General features: G+C 65.7%; 14 protein-coding genes. 7 read left to right on the forward strand and 7 right to left on the reverse strand.

Annotation, left to right across the window (positions count from 1 at the left end):
- Positions 1 to 52: 52 nt before the first annotated feature.
- Entirely contained in the window at positions 53 to 535 is a 483-nt protein-coding gene (gene moaC, locus BLV45_RS01815; protein ID WP_090528117.1) for a cyclic pyranopterin monophosphate synthase MoaC, read from the reverse strand.
- A 278-nt stretch (positions 536 to 813) separates the two neighbouring features.
- Between moaC and BLV45_RS01820 the strand changes: the two genes are divergently transcribed.
- Complete coding sequence (locus tag BLV45_RS01820; RefSeq protein WP_090528119.1) at positions 814 to 2,511, forward strand: M48 family metalloprotease; 1,698 nt, start codon at positions 814 to 816, stop codon at positions 2,509 to 2,511.
- A 5-nt stretch (positions 2,512 to 2,516) separates the two neighbouring features.
- On the opposite strand, the gene BLV45_RS01825 is transcribed toward BLV45_RS01820, so the two are convergent.
- From BLV45_RS01825 to BLV45_RS01850, 6 genes are all read right to left on the reverse strand, one after another.
- Entirely contained in the window at positions 2,517 to 3,134 is a 618-nt protein-coding gene (locus BLV45_RS01825) for a DUF2946 family protein (protein WP_090528122.1), read from the reverse strand.
- On the reverse strand, positions 3,127 to 4,209 hold the full coding sequence (locus BLV45_RS01830; protein ID WP_090528125.1) for a hydrolase: 1,083 nt from the start codon (positions 4,207 to 4,209) through the stop codon (positions 3,127 to 3,129). Before BLV45_RS01830 ends, BLV45_RS01825 begins: the two co-directional genes overlap by 8 nt.
- 57 nt (positions 4,210 to 4,266) lie before the next feature.
- Positions 4,267 to 4,713 carry a nuclear transport factor 2 family protein gene (locus BLV45_RS01835; RefSeq protein ID WP_090528128.1) on the reverse strand — a complete coding sequence of 149 codons (447 nt, stop codon included), beginning with the start codon at positions 4,711 to 4,713 and terminating at the stop codon, positions 4,267 to 4,269.
- A 180-nt stretch (positions 4,714 to 4,893) separates the two neighbouring features.
- Complete coding sequence (gene waaF / locus BLV45_RS01840) at positions 4,894 to 5,919, reverse strand: lipopolysaccharide heptosyltransferase II (RefSeq protein ID WP_090528133.1); 1,026 nt, start codon at positions 5,917 to 5,919, stop codon at positions 4,894 to 4,896.
- Between the two features lie 145 nt (positions 5,920 to 6,064).
- Positions 6,065 to 6,259, reverse strand: a complete 195-nt coding sequence (locus tag BLV45_RS01845) for a zinc-finger domain-containing protein (protein ID WP_090528136.1) — start codon at positions 6,257 to 6,259, stop codon at positions 6,065 to 6,067.
- Between the two features lie 74 nt (positions 6,260 to 6,333).
- Positions 6,334 to 7,254: a branched-chain amino acid transaminase gene (locus BLV45_RS01850; RefSeq protein WP_090528139.1), complete on the reverse strand. Its 921-nt coding sequence runs from the start codon at positions 7,252 to 7,254 to the stop codon at positions 6,334 to 6,336.
- 310 nt (positions 7,255 to 7,564) lie between these two features.
- Here BLV45_RS01850 and BLV45_RS01855 point away from each other — a divergent pair, with 310 nt between their 5' ends.
- From BLV45_RS01855 to BLV45_RS01880, 6 genes are all read left to right on the forward strand, one after another.
- A complete protein-coding gene (locus tag BLV45_RS01855; RefSeq protein WP_090528142.1) occupies positions 7,565 to 8,311 on the forward strand; it encodes an AzlC family ABC transporter permease in 747 nt (248 codons plus the stop codon).
- Entirely contained in the window at positions 8,308 to 8,631 is a 324-nt protein-coding gene (locus BLV45_RS01860) for an AzlD domain-containing protein (RefSeq protein ID WP_090528145.1), read from the forward strand. Before BLV45_RS01855 ends, BLV45_RS01860 begins: the two co-directional genes overlap by 4 nt.
- Before the next feature lie 222 nt (positions 8,632 to 8,853).
- Entirely contained in the window at positions 8,854 to 10,047 is a 1,194-nt protein-coding gene (locus BLV45_RS01865) for a phosphoglycerate kinase (protein ID WP_090528148.1), read from the forward strand.
- A 412-nt stretch (positions 10,048 to 10,459) separates the two neighbouring features.
- Positions 10,460 to 11,896, forward strand: coding sequence for a pyruvate kinase (gene pyk, locus BLV45_RS01870; RefSeq protein ID WP_090528150.1), 1,437 nt, complete (start codon positions 10,460 to 10,462; stop codon positions 11,894 to 11,896).
- A 176-nt stretch (positions 11,897 to 12,072) separates the two neighbouring features.
- A complete protein-coding gene (gene fba, locus BLV45_RS01875) occupies positions 12,073 to 13,137 on the forward strand; it encodes a class II fructose-bisphosphate aldolase (RefSeq protein WP_090528153.1) in 1,065 nt (354 codons plus the stop codon).
- A gap of 166 nt (positions 13,138 to 13,303) precedes the next feature.
- The gene (locus BLV45_RS01880; protein WP_090528157.1) at positions 13,304 to 14,194 is read left to right on the forward strand and encodes a phosphoribosylaminoimidazolesuccinocarboxamide synthase; all 891 of its coding nucleotides are present in this window, start codon (positions 13,304 to 13,306) and stop codon (positions 14,192 to 14,194) included.
- Positions 14,195 to 14,196: the final 2 nt, after the last annotated feature.

Genomic DNA, 14,196 nt, shown 5'->3' on the forward strand with positions numbered 1-14,196 from the left:
CCGGCGCCAGAGGATAACGAGGGTGGCGGTAGACGTGCGCTGATCGAACCGGTCAAGCGTTCGCCGCCACCCAGTCCCCCGACTTCCCGCCGTGCTTCTCCAGCACCTTCACATCGGTGATCGTCATTCCGCGATCGACCGCCTTGCACATGTCATACACGGTCAGGAGGCCGATCTGCACGGCCGTCAGCGCTTCCATCTCCACGCCGGTGCGTCCGAGCGTTTCCACCTGCACGGTGCAGTGGACGCCCGGCAGCGCTTCGTCGAGCGTGAAGTCGACGGCGACGCGCGTCAGCGCAAGCGGATGGCAGAGCGGGATCAGGTCGGCGGTACGCTTCGCGCCCTGGATCGCCGCGATGCGCGCGATGCCGATCACATCGCCTTTTTTCGCGTTGCCGTCGCGGATCAGCGCGAACGTCGCGGGCAGCATGCGGATCGTGCCGCTCGCGATGGCGATGCGCTTCGTCTCCTGCTTGCCGCCGACGTCGACCATATGCGCCTGGCCAGATGCGTCGAAATGAGTCAGTTCCGTCATGGTGGGCTCCCTGAAGGGCGCCATCATAACAGCGCCCATCCGACGGTGATTGTCCGCCTCACGCGGCGCGCATGCACGTCCCGCCGGCAACCGGCGGCGAACCCTGCGCGAAGACAGGCCCGGCGCCCGATGCAGGCACAACTGCGGCTCCCGGGCACAGGGTTCTCGATATCACCTGCCACTGGGTACAATTAAAGCCCGCCCGACGCCGCCGCGCCACCGCGCAGCCGTGGCGAAGCGCCCGACGGGTTCCCGACCTTGCTTTTGCTCATCACGCAATGCGTCTGAAACGGCTTCTCGCAGTCTGTCTTTCGATCGCGCTCGCGGCGCCGCCGGGGGCGTTCGCGCAATCCTCCACGCCGGCCACACCGAAGGCGCCATCGCTCGAAATCGGGCCGATCCGTTCCTACACGTCACCGCTGATTCCCGACAACATCGCGCCCGGCGTGTTCGGCACCTACGGCGGCGCCGGGAGCCGGTTTGCCGGCACGCCGGGTGCCAACGTCAGCCTGCACGCGCCGCTTCTGACACAGCAACTGCCGGATCTCGGCGACGGCTCCGGCGGCTCGCTCACGCCGCAAGCCGAGCGCAAGCTCGGCGAGCGCGTGATGCGCGAAGTGCGCGCCGACCCCGACTATCTCGACGACTGGCTCGTGCGCGACTATCTGAATTCGGTTTCCGCGAAACTGTCGGCGGCGGCCACGGCGCTTTACATCGGCGGCTACCAGCCGGATTTCGATCTCTTCCCGATGCGCGACGCGCAGATCAACGCGTTTTCGCTGCCGGGCGGATTTATCGGCGTGAACACGGGGCTGATCGTCACGACGCAGACGGAATCCGAACTCGCATCTGTGATTGGCCACGAAATGGGACACGTGCTGCAGCGGCACATCGCGCGCATGATCAGCGCTGGCGAGCGCACCGGCTACGCCGCGCTCGCCGCGATGCTGCTCGGCGTGCTCGCAGGCGTGGTCGCGCACAGCGGCGACCTCGGCGGCGCGATCGTGATGGGCGGCCAGGCCTATGCGGTCGACAGCCAGCTGAAGTTCTCCCGCGCGGCGGAACACGAGGCGGACCGCGTCGGCTTCCAGATGCTGGCGGGTGCGGGCTACGACCCGTACGCAATGCCGACGTTCTTCGGCAGGCTCGACCGCGCGTCGATGGGCGACGCCGGCATTCCGGTCTACGCGCGCACGCACCCGCTGACCGTCGAACGCATCGCCGACATGGAAGATCGTGCGCGACGCTCGCCGTATCGCCAGCCGCGTCAGTCGCCGGAATATGGATTCGTGCGCGCCCGGGCGCGCGTGCTGCAGGACCGCTCGCGCAGCGACTACGCCGACGAGATCTCGCGGATGCGCATCGAGATCGAGGACAAAACCGCGCTGAACGTCGCGGCGAACTGGTATGGCATCGCGTTCGCGCAAATGCTGCTCGAGCGCTACGACGACGCGGCTGCATCGCTCGCGATGTCGCGCAAGGTATTCGACGCGACCGGGCGCAGCGAAGGCGTCGCGGCCCGCAGCTCGCCGAGCCTCGACGTGCTGGACGTCGATATCGCCCGCCGCGCCGGACGCAACGACGACGCGGTGCGTCTCGCAGAAGTGGCGCAACGTCGCTGGCCGCAGTCACACGCCGCGATCGACATGCGGCTGCAGACGCTGCTCAGCGCCCGACGCTTCGCCGAAGCCCAGGCACTCGCGTTCAAGGAAACGCGTAGCGACCCGCAACAGCCGCTATGGTGGCGCTATCTCGCGCAGGCGAGCGTCGGCACCGGCGACGCGCTCACGCAGCATCGCGCGCTCGCGGAAAAATTCGCGCTGGAAGGGGCGTGGCCGTCGGCGATCCGTCAGCTGAAAGAAGCGCGCGACATCAAGACGGCCGGCTATTACGAGCTGTCGACGATCGATGCGCGTCTGCACGACTTCGAGGCGCGCTACAAGGAAGAACGCGAGGACGACAAGAATCGCGGATAGTCCGCTCAGGCGCGATCGCCGGACGCGTCGGCGGCTTGGGCGGCTTGCGCCGCGGGGCTCGCGACAAAGCCAAAGCGCGCCGCGACGTCCGCGCGCGGGATGGTTTGCAGCGGCAAGGTCGCGTCGGCGCGCCAGTGGAATGTGCCGCTCTGGCCATCGTCGGCGATTTTCGCGTGTTCCGAGAAAAGATCGAGGTCGTGGTCGTGCAACGCGGCCACGCGCGGCTGTTGTCCCGCGCTGGCCGCCGCCTCCGTGAACAGGATGCCGCCTTCGTCGTCGAGCCATGCCGCAGCGGGCGTGAACGCGCCGCCCGCCTGATCGGTGAGCGTCAGCGTGCCGCCTGCATCGACGGCGAGCCGCACGATCCACGGCGTATAGACCAGTTCCACGTACACGCGCTGCGGGCCGTTCTGGAAGAACCACTGCCCGCGCGCGTCGGCTTCGTAGTTACGGTGAATGAAACCCAGCAGCGCCTCGTGACGGATCGGCTCGCCGGGTGCGCCCTGGGCCTGCGCGGCCTCGTCGCGCATGCGCCAGTTGCCGCGCCGGTCGAGCAGCAGCCAGCCGGTGCAATGCGGCACGTTCGGCCATTTGACGAGGGCCTGCCTGACGATGTCATCCATGATGGGCGAAGGGGGAGAGGTAGCCTAAAACGCGCTGCGCGAGCCAGTCGATGCGGCCCGGGAACGGCCCGGTCATGAAGCCGACGTGGCCGCCGTGATCCGGCTGGTCCAGTTCCACCGCCGCCGACACCTCACGGCGCGACGGCAGCACCGAGCCCGGCAGGAACGGGTCGTTGCGCGCGTTCAGCACGAGCGTCGGCACCGTGATGTCCGGCAGCAACGGGCGCGTGGTCGCGCGCGTCCAGTAGTCGTCGGTGTCGCGAAAGCCGTGCAGCGGCGCGGTCACGACGTTATCGAATTCGTACATCGTGCGGCTCGCGAGCATCGCGTGACGATCGAACAGGCCGGGGTATTGCGTGAGCTTCTGGTCGGCCTTCACTTTCAGCGTCTTCAGGAAGCTGCGCGTGTACACCTTGCCGAAACCCTGCGACAGCGCGCGTCCACCGGCGTGTACGTCGAGCGGCGCGGAAATCGCCGCCGCCGCCGCGACAAACGACGCATCCTGCCTGCGTTCGCCCAGCCAGCGCAGCAGCACGTTGCCGCCGAGCGAAACGCCCGCCGCGACGATCGGCCCGCGATGCATGCCGCGCAGACGCCGCAGCACCCAGTCGAGTTCGTCGCTGTCGGCGAGGTGATAGAAGCGCGGCAGCAGGTTCAGCGTGCCGCTGCAGCTACGGAAATGCGGCACGACGCCGTGCCATCCGCGATCGCGTGCGGCGGCCATCAGCGCGCGCGCGTAGTGCGACGCGGAATTGCCTTCAAGGCCGTGAAACAGCACGAAAAGCGGTGTTTCGTCGTCGGAGCGGGAGAGGGGTGCAGCGCCATCGCGCGGGTGCGCAGCCGATGCGGGCTCGCGCTTCAGCCAGTCGAGTTCGATGAAGTCGCCATCGGGCGTGTCCCAGCGTTCGCGCCGGTAGGCGACGGCCGGCAGGCGCGCGAACAACGCGGGAACGATGGTCTGGGTGTGGCTGTTCGGCAGCCAGAACGGCGCGCGATAGCGCAGACCGGCGAACAGCTCCGCGACGTCCTCGACAGGCAACGTATCCGAACCGTTCTTGTTATGCGTCGTACTCATGCCAGCAGCCAGATCGAAAAAACGGAAAAGCAGGAACGACAGGAAAAACGGACAGCGTCAATGCAGCGATCCCTGTCCGTGCCGCATCTTGACCGCGAACTGGCTCGCGGCGGCGTCGGGCATCGGGCTCGAATGAATGTGCGCGATGCGCCATTCGCCGCGCTCGTGAACCATCACATACGTGGTGAAAACCATCGCGGGCGCGGCCGCCGGATCGGCCGGGCTATGCGCTTCGGCGATCGCGTAGACCACGGTGCCAAGGCTGTCGTAGACGCGGATATCGAGCGGCTCGATCGATACCGGATTCATTTCGAGCTGCACGGACAGACCCGCGCGGATGCTTTCGAGGCCGTGCAGGTGCGAGCCGTCCGCCCAGATGCAGCTGACGAACTCCTCGTCGATCCACAGGCCCATCAAGCTGTCGATGTTGACCTCGGCGATGGCCTGGTACCAGGCGTTGAGCGTGTCGGCGGCGGCTTCGAAGATGTGGGCAAAACGTGGCATGGCTCGTCAGTCTCTTGTGCGCGGCGCGCGCGGTTGCGTGTCCGGGTGCGTCTCCGGGCCGGCTCGACAGTCAGCGGCAGCGCCCCGGCGTGCGTACACGGATGGGACTTCCGCGAGGATGCCCGCGCCGTGAGGCGCGGGCATGACGCGATGAAGCATGCGTATGGCGATCAGACGGTTCTAGCGTTGCGCGACCAGCATGCCGCGCAGGTCATCGAAGACCTGTTCCGCGCTGAGCTGGCGCAGGCAGTTCAGATGGCCGAGCGGGCACTCGCGCTGGAAGCAGGGACTGCATTCGAGATGCAGCCATTGTACCTTTGCAAGCTCCGACAGGGGCGGGGTGTGGCGCGGATCGGTCGAGCCGTAGACGGCCACCAGCGGCCGGCGCAGCGCGGCCGCGACGTGCATCAGCCCGGAATCGTTCGTGACGACGGCGCTTGCCCGCGAGATCAGCGCACACGCCTCGCCGAGCGCGGTCTGGCCGCACAGGTTGCGCACGTTCGGTGCGTGCCCGGCAATCGCCTGGGCGAGCGGCGCGTCTTTCGGCGAGCCGAGCGCGACGATCTGCGTGTACGGAAACGACTGGCCGATCATCTTCGCGAGCGCGGCGAAATGCTCGGGCGGCCAGCGCTTGGCCGGGCCGTATTCGGCGCCCGGGCAGAACACGACGAGCGGCACGCGCGTATCCAGATTGAAGCGCGCCGACACGCGCGACGCCTCGTTCAGGTCGGCGTCGAGACGCGGCATCGGCAGGTCGCCAGGCACTTTCGCGCCCGGCGCATAGGCGAGCGCGGCGTACTGGCCGACCATCGGCGGACGTTCGTCCTTGCGCGGATTCGCGTGACGCACGTTCAGGAGGCCGTAGCGGCTCTCGCCGGTATAGCCGATGCGCAGCGCAATGCCCGCCATCCACGGAATCAGCGCCGACTTCAGCGAATTCGGCAGCACGTACGCGGCGTCATATCCGACTTCGCGCAGGTCGCTCGCGAGCTGCCAGCGGCGCAGCATCTGCAGCTTGCCGTGCGCGAGATCGGTGGCGTGGACGTCGCGAATCTCGGGCATGCGCTCGAGCACGGGCGCGACCCAGCTGGGCGCGACCGCATCGATCGCGATGCGCGGATGCAGTTTCACGAGCCGCGAAAACAGCGGCTGAGCCATCAATGCGTCACCGATCCAGTTCGGTGCGATTACCAACGCGCGACGCATCAGGGTGGGTTTCCGGTGTCGAAACGAAGCGCCGCGCGCACAGGCGCGCGGCGTTCAGGTTGTGGAGGAAAGACGGCCGGGCGAAGCGCGGCGGGCCGGAACGACGTCCAGCTCGCCGCGGCTGCCAGCCGCGATGCGGACGTGCTCAGTGGCCTTTGACCACTTCGCCGGCGCGCAACTTGTAGCGCGTGCCGCAATACGGGCAACGTGCCTCGCCGTGCGTCACGTCGATGAAGACGCGCGGATGCGTGCTCCAGCGCGGCATCGACGGATTCGGGCAATACGCCGGCAGGTCTTTGGCCGAGAGTTCGACCAGCGGCATTTCCTTGATTTCACTCATGACGACTTTCTCTTTGTATTCGGATGAAAACGCGGTGCGCGGTGTAAAGCCACGCGCAGGCCGTGAACGAACGCTTAAACCTTCGTCAGCCAGTTCGCGTACTTCGTGCTCTTGCCGTTCACGATGTCGAAGAAGCCGGATTGCAGCTTTTCCGTGATCGGACCGCGCGCGCCCGCGCCGATCGTGCGGTTGTCGAGTTCGCGGATCGGCGTGACTTCGGCGGCCGTGCCGGTGAAGAACGCTTCGTCGCAGGTGTAGACCTCGTCGCGCGTGATGCGCTTTTCGATTACTTCGATGCCGGCGTCTTTCGCGAGTGTGATGACGGTGTCACGCGTGATGCCGTCGAGGCACGACGACAGATCAGGCGTGTACAGCTTGCCGTTGTTCACGAGGAAGAAGTTTTCGCCCGAGCCTTCCGACACGTAGCCGTCCACATCCAGCAGCAGCGCTTCGTCGTAGCCGTCGGCGGTGGCTTCCTGGTTCGCGAGGATCGAGTTCACGTACCAGCCCGACGCCTTCGCGCGGACCATCGACACGTTCACATGATGGCGCGTGAACGACGACGTCTTCACGCGGATGCCCTTCTTCAGGCCGTCTTCGCCGAGGTACGCGCCCCACGGCCACGCGGCGATTGCGACGTGGATCGTGTTGCCCTTCGCCGACACGCCGAGCTTTTCCGAGCCGACCCAGATGATCGGGCGCAGATAGCACGACTCCAGCTTGTTCTCGCGGACGACTTCGCGCTGCGCGGCGGCGAGCGTTTCGTGGTCGAACGGGACGTCCATCTGGAAGATTTTCGCGGAGTTCAGGAGACGCTTGGTGTGCTCCTGCAGACGGAAGATCGCGGTGCCGGCGTCCGTCTTGTAGGCTCGCACGCCCTCGAAGACGCCCATGCCATAGTGCAGCGTGTGGGTGAGGACGTGAATTTTGGCATCGCGCCAGTCGATGAGCTTGCCATCCATCCAGATCTTGCCGTCGCGGTCGGCCATTGACATACGATTCTCCAGGCGGTGCGTAATGAGGTGTTCGTGGCGCCGCTGGGACGACCTGGCGGGACCGCGCGACGCGGACTTACGGCGGGCGTAAGCCGGAATGCGTGGCGCGAAAAGCCAAAACACAGATTCGTCAAGCGGCGAAGTCCGTTATTTTAGCGTCTTTTGCACACGGAACGGGCATTCAGCCACCTTACGGACGCTATAATTCTGCGCACACATAAATCAGTTCCGGATGCGCTGGCGGAGGTTTTCCGACAGGCTGTGTCTTTTCTGCTACGGCGGCGCATCGCGCGTCGGCCCGCCTCGTCCAATGTCTCATCGCCTCTCTGAAGTTGATCGCCAGGCCTTTCGCCTGGGCCTGCGTGACTATTCGCCCACGCTCATGGCGATATTCTCGTGGGGGCTCGTGACCGGCATCGCGATGAGCAAATCCGTGCTGACGCTGCCCCAGGCGCTCGGCATGTCGCTGGCGGTGTATGCGGGCTCGTCGCAACTGGCCGTGCTGCCGCTCTTCGCCGCGAAGCTGCCGGTCTGGACGATCCTGCTCACCGCCGCGATGGTCAACACCCGCTTCGTGATCTTCAGCGCCGGCCTCGCGCCGCATTTCTCGTATCTGCCGCTGTGGCGACGCATGCTGATCGGCTATTTCAACGGCGACATCATCTATCTGCTGTTCCAGAAGAAGAGCTTTCCGGTCGGCTTCCAGCCCGGCAAGGAGGCGTATTTCTGGGGCATGGCGATTGCCAGCTGGGCATCGTGGCAGGTCTCGTCGGCGGTCGGCATCCTGCTCGCGAGCCTTTTCCCCGACAACTGGGGGCTTGGGCTTGCCGGCACGCTCGTGCTGCTGCCGATCATGGTGTCGGCGATCGTCACGCGTTCCACGGCCGTCGCGGTCGCCATCGCGGGCGTCGTTTCGCTGCTGGCGTTCGACCTGCCGTACCGGCTCGCGCTGCCGCTGGCCGTGATCACCGCGATCGTCGCGGGCAGCATCACCGATCTGGTCGTCGAGCGCGCCGATCTGCGCCGCATCCGCCAGCGCGCGGGAGATTCACGATGACCACCACGCAGATCTGGCTCGCCATTCTCGGCATGACGTTCGTCACCGCGTTGACGCGTGCGATGTTCCTGATCGGCGGCGAGCGCACGGTCCTGCCGGAGCGCGTGCAGCGCATGCTGCGCTACGCGCCGGCCGCGGCGCTGGCGGCGGTCGTGCTGCCCGACGTGGTGGAAACCAGCAACGGGCTGTCCTTCGGCCTGTCGAATCACGAGTTCTACGCCACGCTCGCGGGGCTCGGCTGGTATCTATGGCGGCGCAGCATGATCGGCACGATTGTCGCCGGCATGGCGGTGTTCACCTTCCTGCGATTTGTTGCCTAGCGTCCGGCCGCGGGAAATATTGCATCGCAGCATCGCGCAACGCCCGTCCAAATGCTGGAGATTCGCTGCCACACGTCCAGGAACGTCACCGGTATCGGTTAAAATAGCCGTCTTCCGGATCACTGCGCGAAGCCGCGGCCGATGCCGCCGGCCCTGTCCTCGTCATGTCGGGCAGGTTGCGCTGTCCATCACCGCCTTCCAATCAACCTGCATCCCGACACCATGACCCAAGTGAAGCGTCTCACCGATCTGATCGCCGAAGGCAAGCTTGCCGGCCAACGCGTGTTCATCCGCGCCGATCTGAACGTGCCGCAGGACGATCACGGCAACATCACCGAAGACACCCGCATCCGTGCGTCGGTGCCGGCGATCCGCGACGCACTCGATGCCGGCGCGGCCGTGATGGTCACCTCGCACCTTGGGCGCCCGACCGAAGGCGAACTCAAGCCGGAAGACTCGCTCGCGCCGGTCGCGAAGCGTCTTGGGGAACTGCTCGGCCGCGACGTGCCGCTGGTCGCGAACTGGGTGGAGAACGGCGTGAACGTCGCGCCGGGCCAGGTCGTGCTGCTCGAGAACTGCCGCGTGAACAAGGGCGAAAAGAAGAATTCCGACGAGCTCGCGCAAAAGATGGCGAAGCTCTGCGACGTCTACGTCAACGACGCGTTCGGCACCGCGCACCGCGCCGAAGCCACCACGTACGGCATCGCGAAATACGCGCCGGTCGCCTGCGCGGGTCCGCTGCTCGCGGCTGAACTCGACGCGCTCGGCAAGGCGCTCGGCGCGCCGAAGCGTCCGCTGGTGGCGATCGTCGCGGGCTCCAAGGTGTCGACCAAACTCACCATTCTCGATTCGCTCGCCGGCAAGGTCGACCAGCTGATCGTCGGCGGCGGCATCGCGAACACGTTCATGCTGGCGGCGGGCCTGAAGATCGGCAAGTCGCTCGCCGAAGCCGATCTCGTCAACGAAGCGAAGGCCATCATCGACGCCGCGAAGGCACGCGGCGCCTCGGTGCCGATCCCGACGGACGTCGTCACCGCGAAGGAATTCTCGCCGGCGGCGAAGGCCGAAGTGAAGGCGGTGGCCGATGTGCAGGACGACGACCTGATCCTCGACATTGGCCCGGACACCGCGAAGGCGCTGGCCGCGCAGCTGGAAAAGGCCGGCACGATCGTCTGGAACGGCCCGGTCGGCGTGTTCGAATTCGACCAGTTCGGCAACGGCACGAAGACGCTGGCTGATGCGATCGCGAAGTCGCCGGCGTTCTCGATCGCGGGCGGCGGCGACACGCTCGCGGCGATCGCCAAGTACGGCATCCACGACAAGGTCAGCTATATCTCGACGGGCGGCGGCGCCTTCCTCGAGTTCCTCGAAGGCAAGAAACTGCCCGCCGTCGAAATCCTCGAATCGCGGGCTTAACGTGGCAACGCGCTCCCCGACGAAAGCAGCAAAAGGCCGGCCCACGCCGCGTACGACAGCCGCAGGGGAGCGCAGCAGCGCGCACTCCGGCAGCAAGCCGCCGGCAGCGGCTCCGGCGTCAGCCGGCGCGCCGGGCCAGCCGGCGGTGCAGGAACACGCACAGAATCACGCAGTAACGGCACGACACACCCGCGCGCCAGCAGAAACCGCCACAACCGACACCGCCGCGCTGGCCGAAGCCAGCGCACAGGCACCAGACATCGCAGCAGCGGCCACGCCCGCTGCGCAACGCTCAAACAAAGCGACGCCAGCTCCAGCCGGCGCGCAACCCCTGGCAGCCGCCCGCGCGGCCACGCCATCGAATCCGACTCGCAACGCTCAATCCAGCGAACCCATCCAGACGAGGAGACTCATGCATCGCGCCACCAAGATTGTCGCCACCATCGGCCCGGCTTCCAGTACGCAGGACATCCTGCTGCAAATGATTCAGGCCGGATGCGATGTGGTGCGGCTCAACTTCTCGCACGGCACCGCCGACGACCATCGCCAACGCGCTGAGTTCGTCCGTGAAGTCGCGCGCAAGGCTGGCCGCGAAGTCGCCATCATGGCTGACCTGCAGGGCCCGAAGATCCGCGTGGGCAAGTTCGAAAACGGCAAGACCACGCTGATCGCCGGCAATTCGTTCATCCTCGATTCCGCGTGCGAACTCGGCAACGACGACCGCGTCGGCCTCGATTACAAGGACCTGCCGCGCGACCTGAAACCAGGCGACGTGCTGCTGCTCAACGACGGCCTGATCGTCCTGAACGTCACACGCGTGCTCGGCACCGAGATTCACACCACGGTGAAGATCGGCGGCGACCTGTCCAACAACAAGGGCATCAACCGCCAGGGCGGCGGCCTCACGGCGCCGGCGCTCACCGAAAAGGACATGGAAGACATCAAGACAGCCATGTCGCTGGGTGCGGATTTTGTCGCGGTATCGTTCCCGAAGAACGCGACCGACATGGAAATGGCCCGCCAGCTCGCCAACATCGCGGGCGCGCCTTACGGCATCAAGCCGAAGATGATCGCGAAGATCGAGCGCGCCGAAGCCATTCCGGCGCTGCAGGGCATCCTCGACGCGTCGGACGGCATCATGGTCGCGCGCGGCGATCTTGCCGTGGAAGTGGGCAATGCCGCAGTCCCGGCGCTGCAAAAGCGCATGATCCGCATGGCGCGCGAGTCGAACAAGTTCGTCATCACGGCCACGCAGATGATGGAATCGATGATCCACGCACCGGTGCCGACACGCGCCGAGGTGTCGGACGTCGCGAACGCGGTGCTCGACGGCACGGATGCCGTGATGCTGTCGGCGGAATCGGCGGCGGGCAAGTATCCGGTGCAGACCATCGAAACGATGGCCGCGATCTGCGTTGAAGCCGAGAAGTCGGAAAAGTCGGAACTGGACAGGGATTTCCTCGACCGTACGTTCACGCGCATCGACCAGTCGATCGCGATGGGCGCGCTCTTCACGGCGTTCCACCTCGGCGCGAAGGCGATCGTCGCGCTGACCGAGTCGGGGTCCACCGCGCTGTGGATGTCGCGTCACTGGACGCACGTGCCGATCTTCGCGCTCACGCCGCGCACCGGCAGCGAGCGCGCGATGGCGCTGTACCGCAACGTGACGTCGCTGCACCTCGACACCAACACCGACCGCGACACGGCGCTCGCGCAGGCGCTCGAAGTGGTGGTCAGCAAGGGCTACGCGTCGCACGGCGACATGGTGGTGCTGACCGTCGGCGAGCCGATGGGTCAGGCCGGCGGAACGAACACGCTGAAAATCGTGCGGGTGGGTGAACCGTACTGATCAGACTGGATTTTTGACCGATCGGCGCGGCGAACAGGCCGCGTTCCCGGGAGAGGCGGCGCGCCCCTGAGCCACGCTCAGGGATGGCTCGCACGGGAATGCGGCTTGCTTCGCGATAAAATCTCAAAAATTAGATGCCGACGGCACAGGTTTCGTTTCAATTAAGGAGTTTCACCATGCCTCTCGTATCAATGCGTCAGTTGCTGGACCATGCCGCCGAAAACGGTTATGGCCTCCCGGCATTCAACGTGAATAACCTGGAACAGGTGCAGGCGATCATGGCGGCGGCGGACAAGGTCGGCGCGCCGGTCATCATGCAGGCGTCGGCCGGCGCCCGGAAGTACGCCGGCGAGCCGTTCCTGCGCCACCTGATCGAAGCGGCAGTCGAGTCGTATCCGCATATTCCGGTTGTGATGCACCAGGATCACGGACAGTCGCCGGCTGTGTGCATGGCGGCCATGCGCAGTGGTTTCACGAGCGTGATGATGGACGGCTCGCTTGAGGCGGACGGCAAATCGGTGGCGTCGTATGAATACAATGTCGACGTGTCGCGCAAGGTCGTGGAGATGGCGCACTCGATCGGCGTGACGGTCGAAGCCGAACTGGGCGTGCTCGGTTCGCTCGAAACGATGAAGGGCGACAAGGAAGACGGCCACGGCGCGGAAGGCACGATGACCCGCGAACAGCTGCTGACCGACGTCGAGCAGGCCGCCGATTTCGTGAAGCTCACGCAGTGCGACGCGCTGGCGATCGCGATCGGTACGTCACACGGCGCGTACAAGTTCACGAAGAAGCCGACGGGCGATACGCTGTCGATCCAGCGCATCAGGGAAATTCACCAGCGCATTCCGAATACGCACCTGGTGATGCACGGGTCGTCGTCGGTGCCGCAGGAGCTGCTCGCGGAAATCCGCGAATTCGGCGGCGACATGAAGGAAACCTACGGCGTGCCGGTCGAGGAAATCCAGGAAGGCATCCGTAACGGCGTGCGCAAGATCAACATCGATACGGACCTGCGTCTCGCGATCACCGGTGCGATCCGCCGTGCGATGGCCGAAAACCCGTCGAAGTTCGACCCGCGCGACTACCTGAAGCCGGCGCGTGAAGCTGCCACGAAGGTGTGCGTCGATCGCTACATGGCGTTCGGCTGCGAAGGCCAGGCTGCGAAGATCAAGCCGCTGTCGCTCGACAGGATGGCGGAGAAGTACAGGTCGGGCGACCTCCGGCAGGTGGTCCGCTAGGCTGTTCGTTCAGCACTGACCTGGCGTGTGGCTGGCTGCTGGATTGCCGAAGCGGCTGGCCATCCGGCCAGGTTGTTGTCAGATCGCCGTTCCCGCATGATCCGGGGAACGGCGTTTCCCTTTTGTTCCGGTCTCATTTTTGCCCCATTTCTAGCGAACTACGACGATGTCTACCCTCTACGAATCCACGCTCCGCTCGCTGCCGCTGCTAGGCCGCGGCAAGGTCCGCGACAACTACGCGGTGGGCAACGACCAGTTGCTGATCGTTACGACCGATCGCCTGTCGGCGTTCGACGTCATCATGGGCGAGCCGATTCCCAACAAGGGGCGCGTGCTGAACCAGATGGCCAACTTCTGGTTCGACAGGCTAAAGCACATCGTGCCGAATCACCTGACGGGCGTCGAGCCGGAAACGGTCGTCGCGGCGGACGAAGTCGGGCAGGTCAGGGGCCGTGCGGTTGTCGTCAAGCGTCTCGAGCCGATCCTGGTCGAGGCGGTGGTGCGCGGTTATCTCGCCGGCAGCGGCTGGAAAGACTACCAGGCAACGGGCGCCGTGTGCGGCGTCGAATTGCCGCCGGGCCTGCAAAACGCGCAGAAGCTGCCTGAGCCGATCTTCACGCCGGCAGCCAAGGCCGAAATGGGCCACCATGACGAGAACATCACGTACAACGAGATGGAACGCCGCATCGGCACCGAACTGTCGGCCACGATCCGCGACATCTCGATCAGGCTGTACAAGGAAGCCGCGGAATTCGCGGCCACCCGCGGCATCATCATCGCCGACACGAAGTTCGAATTCGGTCTCGACAACCACGGCAGGCTGTATCTGATGGACGAGGCGCTGACGGCCGATTCGTCGCGCTTCTGGCCAGCCGACCAGTATCAGGTCGGCACGAACCCGCCGTCGTTCGACAAGCAGTTCGTGCGCGACTGGCTCGAAACGCAGCCGTGGAAGAAAGAGCCGCCGGCGCCGAAGCTGCCGGACGACGTTGTCGCGAAGACGGGCGAAAAGTATCAGGAAGCGCTCGAACGGCTGACCGGACAGAAGCTCGCCTGACG

Origin of the sequence: Paraburkholderia sartisoli (genome assembly GCF_900107685.1) — a bacterium.
Lineage (GTDB): Bacteria > Pseudomonadota > Gammaproteobacteria > Burkholderiales > Burkholderiaceae > Paraburkholderia > Paraburkholderia sartisoli.

What these genes read in the sequence shown, in the direction of transcription:
- BLV45_RS01820 (WP_090528119.1), top strand. Translation starts at nt 814, where the DNA reads ATGCGTCTGAAACGGCTTCTCGCAGTCTGTCTTTCGATCGCGCTCGCG.
- BLV45_RS01860 (WP_090528145.1), top strand. Translation starts at nt 8,308, where the DNA reads ATGACCACCACGCAGATCTGGCTCGCCATTCTCGGCATGACGTTCGTC.
- fba (WP_090528153.1), top strand. Translation starts at nt 12,073, where the DNA reads ATGCCTCTCGTATCAATGCGTCAGTTGCTGGACCATGCCGCCGAAAAC.
- BLV45_RS01835 (WP_090528128.1), bottom strand. Translation starts at nt 4,713, where the DNA reads ATGCCACGTTTTGCCCACATCTTCGAAGCCGCCGCCGACACGCTCAAC.
- waaF (WP_090528133.1), bottom strand. Translation starts at nt 5,919, where the DNA reads ATGCGTCGCGCGTTGGTAATCGCACCGAACTGGATCGGTGACGCATTG.
- BLV45_RS01845 (WP_090528136.1), bottom strand. Translation starts at nt 6,259, where the DNA reads ATGAGTGAAATCAAGGAAATGCCGCTGGTCGAACTCTCGGCCAAAGAC.
- pyk (WP_090528150.1), top strand. Translation starts at nt 10,460, where the DNA reads ATGCATCGCGCCACCAAGATTGTCGCCACCATCGGCCCGGCTTCCAGT.
- BLV45_RS01865 (WP_090528148.1), top strand. Translation starts at nt 8,854, where the DNA reads ATGACCCAAGTGAAGCGTCTCACCGATCTGATCGCCGAAGGCAAGCTT.
- BLV45_RS01880 (WP_090528157.1), top strand. Translation starts at nt 13,304, where the DNA reads ATGTCTACCCTCTACGAATCCACGCTCCGCTCGCTGCCGCTGCTAGGC.
- moaC (WP_090528117.1), bottom strand. Translation starts at nt 535, where the DNA reads ATGACGGAACTGACTCATTTCGACGCATCTGGCCAGGCGCATATGGTC.
- BLV45_RS01825 (WP_090528122.1), bottom strand. Translation starts at nt 3,134, where the DNA reads ATGGATGACATCGTCAGGCAGGCCCTCGTCAAATGGCCGAACGTGCCG.
- BLV45_RS01855 (WP_090528142.1), top strand. Translation starts at nt 7,565, where the DNA reads ATGTCTCATCGCCTCTCTGAAGTTGATCGCCAGGCCTTTCGCCTGGGC.
- BLV45_RS01850 (WP_090528139.1), bottom strand. Translation starts at nt 7,254, where the DNA reads ATGTCAATGGCCGACCGCGACGGCAAGATCTGGATGGATGGCAAGCTC.
- BLV45_RS01830 (WP_090528125.1), bottom strand. Translation starts at nt 4,209, where the DNA reads ATGAGTACGACGCATAACAAGAACGGTTCGGATACGTTGCCTGTCGAG.